This is a genomic window from Chitinophaga sedimenti (assembly GCF_023156195.1).
Lineage (GTDB): Bacteria > Bacteroidota > Bacteroidia > Chitinophagales > Chitinophagaceae > Chitinophaga > Chitinophaga sedimenti.
Map to the genome: position 1 here is coordinate 588,777 of NZ_JAKUKA010000001.1, position 14,008 is coordinate 602,784.

General features: G+C 52.0%; 17 protein-coding genes and 2 pseudogenes. 7 read left to right on the forward strand and 12 right to left on the reverse strand.

Features of this window, described 5'->3' with window-relative positions; genetic code table 11:
* Window positions 1–25 precede the first annotated feature (25 nt).
* The 5 genes and pseudogenes from MKQ70_RS03475 to MKQ70_RS03490 form a co-directional block, all read right to left on the reverse strand.
* Entirely contained in the window at window positions 26–322 is a 297-nt protein-coding gene (locus tag MKQ70_RS03475) for an NADPH-dependent FMN reductase (RefSeq protein ID WP_248068068.1), read from the reverse strand.
* Window positions 319–579, reverse strand: a complete 261-nt coding sequence (locus MKQ70_RS03480) for an NADPH-dependent FMN reductase (RefSeq protein ID WP_248068078.1) — start codon at window positions 577–579, stop codon at window positions 319–321. The genes MKQ70_RS03475 and MKQ70_RS03480 overlap by 4 nt, the downstream gene beginning before the upstream one ends.
* On the reverse strand, window positions 576–701 hold the full coding sequence (locus MKQ70_RS41960) for a hypothetical protein (RefSeq protein WP_372489927.1): 126 nt from the start codon (window positions 699–701) through the stop codon (window positions 576–578). Before MKQ70_RS41960 ends, MKQ70_RS03480 begins: the two co-directional genes overlap by 4 nt.
* Before the next feature lie 46 nt (window positions 702–747).
* Window positions 748–1,068, reverse strand: a pseudogene (locus MKQ70_RS03485) (DUF2480 family protein); the annotation flags it as partial.
* A gap of 5 nt (window positions 1,069–1,073) precedes the next feature.
* Window positions 1,074–1,691 (reverse strand): superoxide dismutase, encoded by a 618-nt coding sequence (locus tag MKQ70_RS03490; RefSeq protein ID WP_248068082.1) that lies wholly within the window; start codon window positions 1,689–1,691, stop codon window positions 1,074–1,076.
* 127 nt (window positions 1,692–1,818) lie between these two features.
* Between MKQ70_RS03490 and MKQ70_RS03495 the strand changes: the two genes are divergently transcribed.
* From MKQ70_RS03495 to MKQ70_RS03505, 3 genes are all read left to right on the forward strand, one after another.
* On the forward strand, window positions 1,819–2,439 hold the full coding sequence (locus MKQ70_RS03495) for a helix-turn-helix transcriptional regulator (protein WP_248068084.1): 621 nt from the start codon (window positions 1,819–1,821) through the stop codon (window positions 2,437–2,439).
* 164 nt (window positions 2,440–2,603) lie between these two features.
* The gene (locus tag MKQ70_RS03500) at window positions 2,604–4,070 is read left to right on the forward strand and encodes a M1 family metallopeptidase (protein WP_248068087.1); all 1,467 of its coding nucleotides are present in this window, start codon (window positions 2,604–2,606) and stop codon (window positions 4,068–4,070) included.
* A complete protein-coding gene (locus MKQ70_RS03505; protein ID WP_248068091.1) occupies window positions 4,064–4,258 on the forward strand; it encodes a hypothetical protein in 195 nt (64 codons plus the stop codon). The genes MKQ70_RS03500 and MKQ70_RS03505 overlap by 7 nt, the downstream gene beginning before the upstream one ends.
* Before the next feature lie 34 nt (window positions 4,259–4,292).
* Here the strand turns inward: MKQ70_RS03505 and MKQ70_RS03510 are convergent, their stop codons facing one another.
* Complete coding sequence (locus MKQ70_RS03510; protein ID WP_248068095.1) at window positions 4,293–6,011, reverse strand: glycoside hydrolase family 3 C-terminal domain-containing protein; 1,719 nt, start codon at window positions 6,009–6,011, stop codon at window positions 4,293–4,295.
* Window positions 6,012–6,141: 130 nt separating this feature from the next.
* Window positions 6,142–6,942, reverse strand: coding sequence for a glycoside hydrolase family 3 N-terminal domain-containing protein (locus MKQ70_RS03520; protein ID WP_248068097.1), 801 nt, complete (start codon window positions 6,940–6,942; stop codon window positions 6,142–6,144).
* A 104-nt stretch (window positions 6,943–7,046) separates the two neighbouring features.
* Between MKQ70_RS03520 and MKQ70_RS03525 the strand changes: the two genes are divergently transcribed.
* A complete protein-coding gene (locus tag MKQ70_RS03525; RefSeq protein WP_248068099.1) occupies window positions 7,047–7,436 on the forward strand; it encodes a barstar family protein in 390 nt (129 codons plus the stop codon).
* Between the two features lie 10 nt (window positions 7,437–7,446).
* On the opposite strand, the gene MKQ70_RS03530 is transcribed toward MKQ70_RS03525, so the two are convergent.
* From MKQ70_RS03530 to MKQ70_RS03550, 5 genes are all read right to left on the reverse strand, one after another.
* Window positions 7,447–8,283, reverse strand: coding sequence for an AsmA-like C-terminal region-containing protein (locus MKQ70_RS03530; protein WP_248068101.1), 837 nt, complete (start codon window positions 8,281–8,283; stop codon window positions 7,447–7,449).
* Window positions 8,226–8,681 carry a hypothetical protein gene (locus tag MKQ70_RS03535; RefSeq protein WP_248068103.1) on the reverse strand — a complete coding sequence of 152 codons (456 nt, stop codon included), beginning with the start codon at window positions 8,679–8,681 and terminating at the stop codon, window positions 8,226–8,228. Before MKQ70_RS03535 ends, MKQ70_RS03530 begins: the two co-directional genes overlap by 58 nt.
* Entirely contained in the window at window positions 8,617–9,834 is a 1,218-nt protein-coding gene (locus MKQ70_RS03540; protein WP_248068105.1) for a translocation/assembly module TamB domain-containing protein, read from the reverse strand. Before MKQ70_RS03540 ends, MKQ70_RS03535 begins: the two co-directional genes overlap by 65 nt.
* A 110-nt stretch (window positions 9,835–9,944) precedes the next feature.
* Window positions 9,945–10,178 (reverse strand): hypothetical protein, encoded by a 234-nt coding sequence (locus MKQ70_RS03545; protein ID WP_248068107.1) that lies wholly within the window; start codon window positions 10,176–10,178, stop codon window positions 9,945–9,947.
* Window positions 10,179–10,182: 4 nt separating this feature from the next.
* Window positions 10,183–10,665, reverse strand: coding sequence for an AsmA family protein (locus tag MKQ70_RS03550; protein ID WP_248068110.1), 483 nt, complete (start codon window positions 10,663–10,665; stop codon window positions 10,183–10,185).
* A 167-nt stretch (window positions 10,666–10,832) separates the two neighbouring features.
* Here MKQ70_RS03550 and MKQ70_RS37530 point away from each other — a divergent pair, with 167 nt between their 5' ends.
* From MKQ70_RS37530 to MKQ70_RS03560, 3 genes and pseudogenes are all read left to right on the forward strand, one after another.
* Window positions 10,833–11,777 (forward strand): cation:proton antiporter, encoded by a 945-nt coding sequence (locus tag MKQ70_RS37530; RefSeq protein WP_282456194.1) that lies wholly within the window; start codon window positions 10,833–10,835, stop codon window positions 11,775–11,777.
* A complete protein-coding gene (locus tag MKQ70_RS37535; RefSeq protein ID WP_308198916.1) occupies window positions 11,735–12,406 on the forward strand; it encodes a cation:proton antiporter domain-containing protein in 672 nt (223 codons plus the stop codon). Before MKQ70_RS37530 ends, MKQ70_RS37535 begins: the two co-directional genes overlap by 43 nt.
* Before the next feature lie 172 nt (window positions 12,407–12,578).
* Window positions 12,579–13,950: pseudogene (locus tag MKQ70_RS03560) on the forward strand (catalase); the annotation flags it as partial.
* Window positions 13,951–14,008 lie beyond the last annotated feature (58 nt).

Consider the following 14,008-nt stretch of genomic DNA (forward strand, 5'->3'; position numbering starts at 1 on the left):
CCGTTACTCAGGATAACAGGAACGTTTATCTGCTACTCACCACGCCGGGGCCAGTCAACATCACATCTACCAGCAGTTTAAAACGCTCGCGGTAGGCATCACTCACGGCGCCCGTTTCATCAAACAGATCTTTTCGTTGAATCGGCACACTATAGGGGGCCGTCCAGGCGCGGAGGGATTTCGCCACCGCGTCCATGGCCGCAATGCCCTGCATGGCCTGTACGCCGTCGGCCCAGCAAACCAGTCCTACGGTTTTACCGGTAAGGTAAGGCGCCGGCAATTTGGCACTGTACTCCAGCCAGTCGAGGCAGTTTTTCATCACCCCGTCATGCTGCCATGGTACAGGGGCGTCAGCCAGATGTGTATGTCCGCCTCGCGGAAGCGGTGGTTCATCACTTCCACGGCATGCGGCGTTTTGTTCAAGGTAATATCGAACAAGGGGATGCCGGAATCGGCGATGTTATAGATATCGCTCGTTATACCAGCTGCTGCCAATACGCTTTCCAGGTGCAGCGCAATGCGCTCGGGTGTTGCGTTGGCGCGTCTTTCGAGGGCGCCGTTGAATATTAATGCTTTCATCTTTTGTAAATCACTTTAGGCAGACCGGCTTCCCCGTACATGAGGGTTTTTACCAGCGGTTTCAGTTTGTCCGTTATCGTTATATACAGCGACGGCTCGGTCTCGCCCGCCTTCACCGCCACCTTCTGGTCCCGCAGCTGCGAGAAACCGCGTTGCGTTGCGGATATTATTCTTCCACAATTGCAACGCCAGGTTTTCGGGCGTGGTGTAATCCGTACAGGCCGCAATGCCCTGCAGTTTATCCGCCAGCATCATATACGCCCAGGTAGGAATGATCGCGTCCGTACTGCAACCAACAGCCACTGCTTTATCGCGGAATTGCTCCCAGTCTGTGTTTTCCAGCGAAGCCCGGAATTCCTTTTCCTTTAGCATCAAGCCCATGTGCAGGTGCGGACTAATATCAAAGAACACGATGGTTTGCTGCGGACGGTAATCTTTCAGGTCTACAGACAAAATCCCCGAGGCATCTACCTTGTTAATGAGCTCCATTTTGTTTAGATTTTAGTGAGGTCCTGGTAGCGTTTTTCTACCGCAGACCAGTCCAGCACCGACCAGAAAGCGTCCAGATAATCGGCACGTTTGTTCTGGTATTTCAGGTAGTAAGCATGCTCCCACACGTCTACACCCAGTATCGGGAAGCCGCGCGAAATCAGGTTCGTGTCCATGATAGGATTGTCCTGGTTAGCCGTAGCGCTGATTTCCAATGCGCCATTGAACTTCACCAGCAACCACGCCCAGCCCGAGCCGAATTGTCCCAGTGCGGCGGCTTTCAGTTTCGCTTTCAGCTCATCGAGGCTGCCGAACGTGCTGTTAATCGCCTCTGCCAGTTTGCCTTCGGGCGCCGTTTTAGCATTGGGGGAGAGGATGCTCCAGAACAGGGAGTGATTATAATGACCGCCCGCATTGTTGCGGATGGCGGGACTGTGTTTGCTGATATGCTTCAGGATGTCTTCCAGTGTGGCATTTTCCAGTTCTGTGCCGGCAATCGCTTTGTTCAGGTTGTCGATGTATGCCTGGTGATGTTTGGTGTGGTGAATGGTCATTGTCTGCGCATCGAAGTGCGGTTCTAACGCCTCGTAGGCATATGGTAAGGATGGTAATGTGTAAGCCATGATTCTTATTTTTAATTCTCTACAAAAATAGGAAGATCTTCAATAAAACAAATAAAAATTGTTTTATTAGGTTGATGGAGATAATTGGCTAACTTTGTGTGTTGTTTTAACAATCTTTATTTGCTTAATGAAGAAAATCGCCACCATTAACATCCTGACCTTTATCAAAACAAGAGGGGAGGTGACTGCCGCTTTGCTGGCGGAAGAGTTGGGCATGACCAAAGAAGGCGCCCGCCTGAACCTGCTGAAACTGGCGGAGGACGGGGTGGTGCAGAGCAGCATGAAAAGTGAGCGGGTAGGGCGGCCCATTACTTACTACACCTTAACCGATAAGGGCCGGGCTTACCTGCCGGACGCGCATGCACAGGTGACGGTGGACCTGCTCGATTCTGTAAAAAAGCTCCTCGGCGATAACGCCCTCGACCTGCTGATCGGTGACCGGGAACAGCAAACCTATCAACGTTATGAAAAGGCCCTCACCGAAGCCGATACTTTAGAGCAACGACTGGATACCCTCGCCCGCATCCGCACCCAGGAGGGCTACATGGCCGAATGGACGAAAGAAGACGACGCTTACTTCCTCATCGAAAATCATTGCCCCATCTGTGCGGCCGCCAAAGCCTGCCAGGGTTTCTGCCGTGCGGAGTTGACCAACTTCAGGGCCCTGATAGGCAAGGAGTTTAAAGTAGACCGGATCAAGCATATTGTAGCGGACGACCAGCGTTGCGTGTACCGGATTACCCGATAACCCCTCCGGTACTGACCGCCTTTATCGAACGGACAACGAAAGGGGGATGGGTAGGCGGGGGCTTTTCTCGGGTAAAATCGTATTGGTCCCCTGGTAGTTAAATACAGCGAAGAACCGGTTAAAAAACAGCCACCTTCCCATCGCAACAAACGCCATATTAGCGTATGCACAAGTATTTCTCCTTTTTGTTGATGGCCGTACTCCCGGCCACCGCGTCCGCACAGCAATCTTTTACAAAGGCCGACACGCTCCGCGGTTCCCTCACGCCAGAACGGGTGTGGTGGGATGTACAACGCTATGAGCTGGACATTAAGCCAGACTTCTCCACCAAATCCCTCAGCGGTTCCAACGAAATCAAATACAAGGTAGTTCGCGCCAATAACGGCGCTACGGCCATGCAGATCGATATGGCCAAACCGCTGGAAATAGACAGCGTGATTTATAACGGCCGGCAATCGCTGCCCTTTGCCCGTTACGAAAGTGTATGGCATATTAAGGTGCCGGCGCAAAAGCTGGCGGCCGAAAACAGCGTGCGTATTTATTATCATGGCCAGGTGCACGAGGCCATTCGTCCGCCGTGGGACGGTGGGTTTATTTTCGCAAAGGATTCGCTCGGCCGTCCTTGGATGACGGTGGCCTGCCAGGGACTCGGCGCTTCCATTTGGTACCCGAATAAAGACCACCAGAGCGATGAGCCGGACAAAGGGGCCTCGTTAACGATGACGGTGCCCGATACACTGGTTGCTATTGGCAACGGCCGGCTGGTTGCTACTAAAAACAATAACGATGGCACCACCACTACGAAATACAACGTGGTAAACCCTATCAGCAACTATTGCATCATACCCTATATTGGAAAATATGTTTCTTTCAAAGAGGTGTACAAAGGGGAGAAAGGTCCGCTGGATGTTACGTATCACGTGCTCGACTACAACGAAACCCGCGCCCGCAGCTACATGCCGGAGCAGGTACACCTGATGTTCAAAAGTATGGAACACTGGTTTGGCCCGTACCCGTTTTATGAAGACGGCTACCAGCTGATCGACGCGTCGCATAGCGGCATGGAGCATCAGTCGGCCGTGTCGTATGGCAATGGCTACAAATTTGGTTACCGTGGCCGCGATGCATCGGGGTATGGCTGGGGATTGAAGTACGATTTCATCATCATTCATGAAAGTGGTCACGAGTGGTTCGGCAATAACATTACCACCAACGATCTCGCGGATATGTGGATTCACGAAGGGTTCACGAACTACAGCGAAACGCTGTTCGCGGACTATCATTATGGAACCAAAGCAGGGAATGAATACAACTTTGGTATCCGCCGCGGCATCCGCAACGATGCGCCCATTACGCCGGCTTATAACGTGAACGCACAGGGAAGCGGCGATATGTATCCTAAAGCAGGTAATATGTTGCACAGCATCCGGCACAGCATGGATAACGACGAATTGTTCCGCCAGGTGCTGCGCGGACTGAACAGCACCTTTCATAACAAAACGGTAAATGCCTCGGAAGTAACATCGTTTTTCACGCGCAAAACGGGATTCAATTACGGGCAGGTGTTCAAGCAATATGTGACCACCACACAAATCCCGCAGCTGGAGTATTATATTGAAAAGGGGTGCTGAATTTCCGTTACACCAACTGTGTACCGGGTTTCAACCTGCCAATCGTAATGCGGAAAGATAAAACAGTGGTGAAGTTTAACCCGGACGAACAATGGAGGCGTAAAGCTGTAAGTCCCGAACAGGCGGCGTTGCTGACGCCGGACGATATCCAGTTCATGTATTACCTGAAAGCAGTTAAAACGAAATAAGTAAAAAGCCCCTGACACATCCGGGGGCTTTTAGTTACTTAACCGTGAGCAACTCACTTAACCGCACATCCGCGGCCGATGCGCCGATCATAATCGTAAATGCGCCGGGTTCCACTACCCATTGCATGTCTTTATTCAGCATTCGCAGTAATTCAGGGGTAATCGTAAAACTGATCGTCCTGGTCTCTCCCGGCGCCAGTTTCACACGTTGGAAACCTTTTAAGGCCATTACCGGCTGGGCCAGCGAGGCAAGGTTATCGCGGATGTAAAGCTGCGGCACTTCTTCACCGGCTACTTTACCGGTGTTTTTCAACTCGAAGCGGAGCGTTACTGATTCGCCCTGGCCGATGGTCGTTTTCGCCAGTTGTAAGTTGCTATAGGCAAAGCTGGTATAACTCAGTCCAAAGCCGAAGGGGAATAACGGGCGGCCGCTCAGGTTATTGTAATCGTCGCCACGGCCAGTGGGCAGGTGATTGTAAGCCAGCGGCAATTGTGCTTCGTGTACGGGAAATGTTACAGGTAGTTTGCCACCCGGGTTGTATGCGCCCGTAAGCACTTCCGCCACAGCACGACCGCCTTCCTCACCCGGGTACCAGGCCATCAGGATGCTGTTTACTTTATCTTTCCAGCTGTTCATGGTGATGGCGCTGCCGCCGATCAGTACCACGGTTACAGGTTTACCAAGTGCCGCTACCGACTGGATCAGTTGCTCCTGCATACCCGGCAGCGTTAGCATAGCGCGGTCGCGGAATTCGCCTTCTTCAATGCCGGCTACTACTACCACCGCATCCGCATTACGGGCAGTCGATATGGCTGCACGCAGTTGTGCTTCACGCTGGTCCTGTTTTTCCCAGATCAGCTGAATTTTACCGTTCGATACCGGTTCAAAGAATTCTACTTTCAACTGGTAGTTTTTTCCTTTCTCAAATGGATGCGAGACCAGCTGGGTACTAAAGCTCTTTTTCGTCCAGTTGTCGATCAGCAGCTGGTTGTCGAGGTACAGGCGGTACCCGTCGTTGCCGCTCAGGCCAATCTTGTAGGCGCCGGTGCTGTCTGCGGTAAAAACACCTTCCCATTTAATGGAGTAGAAATCCTGTTGCAGCTTTTCACTGGGACGCATAAACGTCCAATACTGATCTATTTTATCATCAATGCCGGTTTGTATAGCACTGCCTTGTAAGTTGATGTTGTCGTAGATCGACACCTGTAGCCCCTTCTTCAGGCTGTTACCTTCATAATGCCCCAGCTGTGCGGCCGGCAGCACTTCCCAGGCGTGTTCCGCCCGACCAGGGCCTGGTGCAAACGTGATGGCATTGTTGCCAAGTTTTTCCTTCAATCCATCAGCAATAGATATTTTACGTACACCCGGTCCGCTATAACCGCCTAACCTGGCTTCAGCTGCGTCTGCACCAAGTACCGCTATTTTCTTTGCAGACAGCGGGAGGGTACGGTTATCGTTTTTAAGCAATACCATCGCTTCCAGCGCCGCCTGTTTCGCGATAGGCTTATGCGGATAGGCTTTCGCCGCTTCTTTTTCATCCACATATGGGTTGTCGAACAGTCCCAGCTCAAACTTGGCGCTTAGCACACGGGCTACGGCATCGTTGATCCTTTCCTGCGCAATGCCGCCATCGTAAAAGTGCGGATCGAACAGTTTATGATGGGAGTAGTCGGTCTGGAAAATCACATCCAGCCCATTGTTGATCGCATCCTGCGAGGATTCCGGGTAGTCTTTGGTCGTATGATGCAACACCAGCGTGCCACCGGTAGCGCCGGCATCGGAAATTACAAAACCGGTGAAGCCCCATTCTTTTTCAGCTTGTCCATCAGCAACCAGGAGTTAGCCGTGGCCGCCCTGCCGTTTACAGAGTTATACGCTGTCATCACCGAACGGCTGCCGCCGCGCTCAAAGCAGGCTTTGAAGGGCAGGAAATGGCTTTCTTCCGGTACTTTTCACTCAGGTGGATAGGGTAGCTGTCGCGCCCTCCATCCGCCACGTTGGCAACGAAGTGTTTGGGTGTGGTGATAATATTTTTCTGCTCAAACGCGCGTACGAAAGCAACGCCCATTTCAGACGTGAGAAAAGGATCTTCACCGTAAGTTTCCTCGGTTCTGCCCCAGCGTACGTCCGTAGCGAGATTCACCACAGGTGTTAACACCTGGCGGATGCCGCGTTGTTTGGTTTCGTCGGCAATGGCGCCGGCGACTTGCCGCATCATCGCGGTGTCGAAGGTAGCGGCCAGGCCAATCGCCTGCGGGAAGGAGGTGGCACTGTCGCGCAGCAGTCCATGCAGTGCTTCATCAAAAAACAGCAGGGGAATGCCGAGCCGCGTTTGTTCCACGAAGTATTTTTGAATACGGTTGATCTTTTTAGCCAGCTGTAACGCGCTCTCCCGGCTGCTGTTGTAGCTTAACAGCTGTTGCGCCGCCTCGCCCGCACCGGTGCTGGCCGCGCTCACCTGGAAACCGAACAGGCCGTTCTTATACTGCCCCGGTGTGGCTTTGTCCAGGTCGCCGGGAATCATGAACAGTTGCCAGAATTTTTCTTCCGGCGTCATGCGGCTTAACAGGTCCTGCACGCGCTGCGCTACGGGGAGGTTTTTATTCTTATAAGGTAGTTGCTGGGCCAATCCTGCTTTGCAAAAAGAAACGCAAAGCAGCGTCGCCATGAGGGTACGTTGCATAAGTATGTTGTTCACTGTGGCGGCTAAGTTAGTGCATTTTTCTGCGTGCCGCTTCCTTTTTGGTGCTCAGTAAAAACACTTTCGAATGTCATACCTTTAGCACTGTGAAGCAATTTATTATCGAAGGCAGCCGGATTCATGATATTCCTTCTTTTTATGCGGAAATCAATCGCCTGTTCATGCAAAACGAAAGCTGGCAGCTGGGGCAAAGCCTCGATGCGTTTAATGACCTGCTGTATGGCGGCTTCGGCGCTATCGATGGCCGGGAACCCTTCATCCTACTTTGGAAAGATATGCCGCAAAGCAAAGCTGCGCTGGGATACGAGGTAACGAAGCGGTACTACGAGGAGAAGTTACTGCCGGATTCGCCTTTCAACAAAGAGCATTTCCGCGAAAAGCTCGCGGCGCTGGAGGAGGGGAGCGGGCAAACTTATTTCGATATCGTGATGGAGATAATCGGGGAGCATGGGAATGTGAAGTTGCAGGAGGCCTGACCTGCAACGTTTATGACTTCTTCGCTTTCCCCAATCCCACTTTAAAATCTTCCGGCGTCCCCGTCACCTTCACATTCATGAATCGTACCTTTTTATCTTTATCGCGGTACTCAATTTCATCGACCTGTTCCAGGTCTACTTCCGCTTCTTTTCGTCCAAATATCGCCTGGAAGCCCACTTTGGTCACCATTTTCATGGGGATGCGCATGTAATATTCCATTTTCAGGTCCAGCGACTGCTTCCCGGATATTTCCATAAAACCCAGCGAGGAGTTGATGTTCATGGTGGGGATCAATAGCTGCCCGTTCGTGAATGTGAGCTTGTTCCGCAGGGTGTCGAAGCGTACGTTGCGTAAGTTTTTGTCCTTGAAATAACCGGCCACGGCCTGCATGGGTGCAAAGTCTACCAGCGAGCCGTTGTAAATCGCCACGTCCAGTTCGGCTTTGGTGTCGCTCATGAGGGGCACGAAGTCAGGGTGCAGTTGTACATGGCTGCGGATGTTGCCGGTCAGGCGGCCCTTGATGTTTTTATTGATCACGAGGTCCTGCCCGAAGTGGTCCAGTTTGATCATGAGTTTTTCGAGGTCGATATCATTCACCCTGATCCTGCTTCTGAAGTAGATCTTCTCCGGGTTGGTCCCGTTCAGTGTGCCCCGCATGCCGATAGCGCCATCGGCGATTTGCATGCCCAGTGTATCCGGGAACACCTGGTGATCTTCCTGCACGCGCAGCCGCGTCGTCAGCCCTTTTATCCAGAGTTTGTTGTATTTAATGCGGCCAACGTCCGCCTTTACTTCAAACATAGGAAAAGGCACTTCAAAAATGTTGAATGCCTTGCGATGTGCCACAGCATCGGATTTTTACCAACGGTGGCGGCTTTCGCGGGTGCAGGTTCGCTCATCGAAGCAAAGCTGTATCCCGTCAGCTGATCCACATCCAGGAAACGGGAGCTGAAGTACAGGTAGTTTGTCTTTTTCCGCATCACGGTGTCTTTACCCGCGTACAGGCGCAGGTTCAAGTCGAAGTCGCTGCGGCCGATCGTGCCTTTCAGGGTATCGATGCGCAGGATTTTATTGGCGCCGTATAACAGGTTGCCGCTGATGTTATCCATCGTAAAGCGGTGTTGTTTCAACGCCCCGGAAATATTGGCAATCTTTACTTTTGCGAATTTAAAAGTGGTATCATACCGCAAGTCCGCCTTCGCCCGCAGCCATACATTGCCGGCTTCTTCCTGCTGATACCCCACCGGGACGTACTGCTTGCTGATAGGACCCAACAGGTCGGCCATGGCAGGCGGTTCGATTTAAAATCGAACGCGATCTGCGTTTTACCTTTTTCTGGTCCTGGAACCACAGCTGGTAATTGATCGCGCGACCGCTGAAGTGGAAGTCCGATTCGTCGATCATGCCCGCGAAATCTTTTAACACCAGCGCCGTGTCATTGATACGGGCCGTAAAGCCCAGGTCATGAAATGCATGCGGGTATTTTGAAAAAGATGCGCGTAACTGTTGCAGGTGAAACTCGCCCTTGGGCAGCGGTTTCGGCTGGCGTAGTTCCTTCACGGAAGTGGCCAGCGATACGCCGATATTAAATCCGTTCACTTCCTCGCTCATTTTGCGCGACAATGCCGTGTCGTACGCAAACAACTCCTTCAGCACCAGTTTATCACTGCTCGCATGCAGCGTTATGGTAAGTGCCCGGTCGTGCCCATGCAGCAAAGCGCTCAGGTCACTGATCGATGCACGCATCCGCAGGTCCGAATTACCCATTTTTACGCGAAGGGTATCCAGTACGATACGGTTGTTTTTCATCTCCGCGTGCAGGTCCATATCCCTTATCACATACGGAATGCCCGGCGCGCGGAACGACAGGTTGGTTACCGTGAGTTCACTCTGCACACCATCTTTCAGCTTATGTAAAGCCTGCTCCGGCATATTGAGGTCGGTAAATTCGTTCAGGTTCATATCCAGCTTTACGGTACCGGTAATATGTTTGAGGTCCGGGATGCCGAGGAACTCGCCGATAAACTGCAGCTCCAGCTGCGAGCGCAGGCGCGCCACCACCTGCGGGTCGGTGAAGTCACGGATAATAAAGTCGCCGTCGAATATGCCTTGTCCCGGCCGGGCCATCACATTACTCATCCTTAGTTCCGAGGTGCGCAGCGAATGTTCCGCGCCATTGGTGTAATGTCCTTTAAAAGCTAATTGGTCCACTTTCCGGTCGGCCTGCGTATTGTGAAACCAGGCGTCTTTACAACCGAAATTCACTTCTATCAGCGGTAGTTCGGTATCGGAGTAACGCCCCTTTACAATACCGTCGAAATACAGCGTGGCATCGTATTTAAAGGGTTTTAACAGCGAGTCGGTGTCGCTGGGTACAAAGGCAGACACGAGTTTCATATCCGGCTCGGAAGCCTTCAGTTTAAAGTCGACCAGCTTCTGCGCCAGGTCGGCACTGCCGGTAATATCAAAGTCTGCCTGCTCCAGCTGAATGCCGCCCTCTGTCAGGTTTAGTTGCCGTTTCGTTTTATCGTACCGCGCGGCGATGTCCAGCTGTAATTTTTGTGCCGGAAAAAGGTGGTGTCGCCCGGACTGGTCATATCCAGCACCATGTCGGTTTCGAGGTGCAGGTTCAGCAGGTCGGCAGTGTTCTGGAAGCTGGTCGTCAGCTTTTCGATGCTGGTGCTGAATCGCCGGCCGCTGGCCCGGTCGGTGAATGCGATGGTCAGGTCGCGGATCACCATCTTTTTAAATTGATCTCCGGTCGCTGGTATCCGCGGCAGGAGCGGTTGTCGTATCAGCAGCCAGGTTTTTGGCCTCGATAATATTGAGTTGGCCATCGCGGCTGCGCACCAGTTCCAGGTAACCGCCGCGCAGCATCATGCGGCGCACGTTGTATTTGCCTTTGAAAATGTCGGGCAGACTAAACCCCGCATACGCATGTTCTACCTGGTAAATAGGTTTGCCGTTGCGCTTTTTGTTGTCGTAAAAGCGTACGCCGTGCAGGCCGATAGATACGTAAGGAAAATTTTTGAAGAGGGAGATATTGCTCTTTTCGAGCGTCAGCTCGCCTTTAAACTGTTTATTCAGTTCCGTAACGGCAAGATTCGTGAGCCGTTGTTGTTGTGTAAACAAAACAATAGCAGCCATGGCGATCAACGCCACAAAGGTTCCAATGGTGATCAGTAAGCCCCTGATAATCCTCTTTCTCAGTCTGTTGGCAACAGGCATGGTTCGTTCTTTTTCCGGTTCGGTTTCACAAAAATAGGTTACAGCATATAGGGATAGGACGTGAAGATACGGGAGAACGGCTGTACGAAGAAATTAAATCGACGTAATAGTGTATATTTATTTAATAGATTTGCCAGCATAACTTCAATGCAAATACACGCCTTTCAATGCTGGATCATTTTCCATTTTACCTCGGATTTGTTGTTTTGATCGTATTGCTGATCATGCTGGCCAACAAAATAAGGGTGGCCTACCCCGTGCTGCTCGTGCTCGCCGGCCTGTTGCTCAGTTTTATTCCCGGTGTGCCGGTCTTAAAAATCGATCCGGAGCTGATCTTCATTATTTTTTTGCCCCCATTGCTTTATGATGCCGCCTGGTCCAATTCCTGGAAAGAACTTTGGCACTGGCGCAGGATCATCGGCAGTTTTGCTTTCGTGGTGGTGTTCCTGACCGCTATCTCCGTAGCGCTGATCACCAATGCTTTTATCCCCGGTTTCTCGCTGGCGCTGGGCTTTGTACTGGGAGGCATCGTGTCGCCGCCCGATGCGGTGAGCGCCGCGGCCATCCTGAAGTTCGTAAAAGTGCCGAAACGGATGTCGTCCATATTGGAAGGGGAAAGTTTGCTCAACGACGCCTCGTCCCTCATCATTTTCCGGTTTGCCATGATCGCCGTGGCGACCGGGCAGTTCGTGTGGTACCAGGCCGCTCTTAGTTTTGTTTGGATGGTGATTGGTGGCGTGTTAATAGGGCTGGCGGTTGGATTTGTCTTCCTGAAAGCGCATAAAATGCTGCCGACGGATGTGAATATGGACACGGTACTCACATTGGTAACGCCTTACGCGATGTACATGGCCGCGGAAGCCACGCATAGTTCCGGTGTGCTGGCGGTGGTAAGTGGCGGCCTTTTCCTGTCGTATCACCGGCATGCCTTTCTCAGCGGCTCTTCAAGGTTGCGGGGCGAAAATGTGTGGCAAAGTGTTACGTTTCTGCTGAATGGGCTCGTATTCCTGCTCATCGGGCTCGATCTTCCCGAAATTGTGGAAGGGCTAAAAAAGATGGCACCAGCTTCGTGGATGCTACCGGCTACGGCTTGCTGGTTGCGCTGGTACTGATCGTTGGCCGTATGTTGGCCGCTTATGGCGCCGTGATCGTGACCTGGATTGCCAGCCACTTTATTACCGTGGCCGATCGCAGTCCCGGTTTAAAAGCGCCGCTCTTGCTGGGCTGGACCGGCATGCGCGGGGTAGTGTCGCTCGCCGCAGCCTTATCCATTCCCGTTATGTTTAATAACGGGGTGGCCTTTCCGCAACGCAACCTCATTTTATACATCACGTTCGTGGTGATATTGGTTACCCTGGTACTACAGGGCCTCACCCTGCCGGTAATGATCCGGAAAATAAAGCTGCCGGCGTTCGACGATCACATCCCCGAGGAGGAAGTAGAAGCCAGGATCCGGGAATCGCTCGCTAAAACGGCCCTGGATTATCTCAACGAAAACCATAAAGCGGCACTTACCGCCAACCCCGGCCTGCAACGACTCGCTAACAACTGGGAGCTGCAATTGTTGGGCGAAGACGCCGTGGCCGTTGGTGAACGGAAGACGATTTACCTCGATGTACTCGAGAAGCAACGCGCCCTGCTGTTAATGAAAAATAAGAATTATGAGCGCATCGATGAGGAGGTGATCCGGAAGTTCCTGCATCATATCGATCTGGAAGAAGAGAAATTAAGGTCGCTGTAAATAACCTGTTGTGATGTGGCAACGGTAGGGGCATGAAAATTGTGTCCTATCAGCTTTCCTCACACAAAACTTTTACAATGCCTATCAAAAAAACAAGGGCATCGTTGCCGATTCTCCAAACCAGAAGCTGCAGGAATTGAACCCCGATCGCGAAGACAGCACTGGTCAGCAAATGACGACTAATACCGGGGTAAAAGTAAACGACGACCAAAACTCGCTCAAAGCAGGAGATCGCGGTCCCACGTTAATGGAAGACTTTATTTTCCGCGAAAAGATGACGCATTTCGACCATGAGCGCATACCAGAGCGGGTTGTGCACGCGCGCGGTTCTGCTGCTCATGGCACTTTCAAATTGTATGAACCGCTGGGTAAATATACCAAAGCGGCTTTTCTGAACGACACAACTATTGAAACGCCGGTGTTCGTGCGCTTCTCCACCGTAGCTGGCTCACGCGGCTCCACCGACCTGGCCCGCGATGTTCGCGGCTTTGCTGTTAAGTTTTATACGCAGGAAGGTAATTTCGACCTGGTGGGGAATAATATGCCGGTATTTTTATCCAGGATGCGATTAAATTCCCCGATCTGATCCACGCCGTAAAACCGGAACCACATCACGAAATGCCGCAGGCGGCTTCGGCGCATGATACGTTCTGGGATTTTATTTCACTCATGCCCGAATCGGCTCATATGATCATGTGGGTAATGAGCGATCGCGCCATTCCGCGTAGTTACCGGATGATGGAGGGATTTGGTGTGCATACTTTCCGCCTGGTAAATGAACAGGGCAAGGCGTGCTTTGTAAAATTCCACTGGAAGCCGCTACAAGGCGTGCATAGTGTGGCCTGGGACGAAGCCCAGAAAATTTCCGGTAAAGATCCCGACTTCCATCGCCGCGACCTTTGGGAAGCAATCGAGAGTGGCAATTTCCCGCAGTGGGAACTGGGCGTGCAGATCGTTGCCGAGAAAGATGAAATGTCGTTCGATTTCGACCTGCTGGATCCCACCAAAATTATTCCTGAAGAACTGGTGCCCGTGCAACGCGTAGGAGTACTTACCCTGAATCGCAATCCGGATAACTTTTTCGCCGAAACCGAGCAGGTAGCGTTCCATGTGGGGCATGTAGTACCGGGCATCGATTTCACGAATGATCCGCTGTTGCAGGGCCGGCTTTTTCGTACACAGACACGCAGCTGATACGCCTCGGCGGTCCCAACTTCCGGGAAATACCGATTAACCGGCCAGTGGTGCCCGTGCACAATAACCAGCGCGATGGCCACATGCGGCAAACGATAAACAAAGGGCGGACCAGTTATCATCCCAATTCGTTGGGTGGCGGTTGTCCATTCCAGGCTAAATGGGCCGAAGGTGGTTTTGCCTCTTACGCAGAGAAAATTGATGCCGGTAAGGTAAGGGAGCGCAGCCGCAGCTTTTTCGATCACTTCAGCCAGGCTACGCTCTTTTACAATAGCCAGTCTGATGCAGAAAAAGCGCATATCATTAAAGCCTTCAGTTTCGAATTAGGTAAAGTAGAAACGGTGGCGGTGAGGGAGCGCATGCTGGGTATTCTTTCCCAGGTAGATAAAAGTCTGGCTGCGAAGGTGG

Bases quoted from the DNA above. Each gene is read 5' to 3' on its own strand.
- MKQ70_RS03495 (WP_248068084.1), top strand. From the start codon at position 1,819: ATGAAGAAAATCGCCACCATTAACATCCTGACCTTTATCAAAACAAGA.
- MKQ70_RS03490 (WP_248068082.1), bottom strand. From the start codon at position 1,691: ATGGCTTACACATTACCATCCTTACCATATGCCTACGAGGCGTTAGAA.
- MKQ70_RS37530 (WP_282456194.1), top strand. From the start codon at position 10,833: ATGCTGGATCATTTTCCATTTTACCTCGGATTTGTTGTTTTGATCGTA.
- MKQ70_RS03500 (WP_248068087.1), top strand. From the start codon at position 2,604: ATGCACAAGTATTTCTCCTTTTTGTTGATGGCCGTACTCCCGGCCACC.
- MKQ70_RS03480 (WP_248068078.1), bottom strand. From the start codon at position 579: ATGAAAGCATTAATATTCAACGGCGCCCTCGAAAGACGCGCCAACGCA.
- MKQ70_RS03550 (WP_248068110.1), bottom strand. From the start codon at position 10,665: ATGCCTGTTGCCAACAGACTGAGAAAGAGGATTATCAGGGGCTTACTG.
- MKQ70_RS03545 (WP_248068107.1), bottom strand. From the start codon at position 10,178: ATGGTGATCCGCGACCTGACCATCGCATTCACCGACCGGGCCAGCGGC.
- MKQ70_RS03540 (WP_248068105.1), bottom strand. From the start codon at position 9,834: ATGAAACTCGTGTCTGCCTTTGTACCCAGCGACACCGACTCGCTGTTA.
- MKQ70_RS03520 (WP_248068097.1), bottom strand. From the start codon at position 6,942: ATGCAACGTACCCTCATGGCGACGCTGCTTTGCGTTTCTTTTTGCAAA.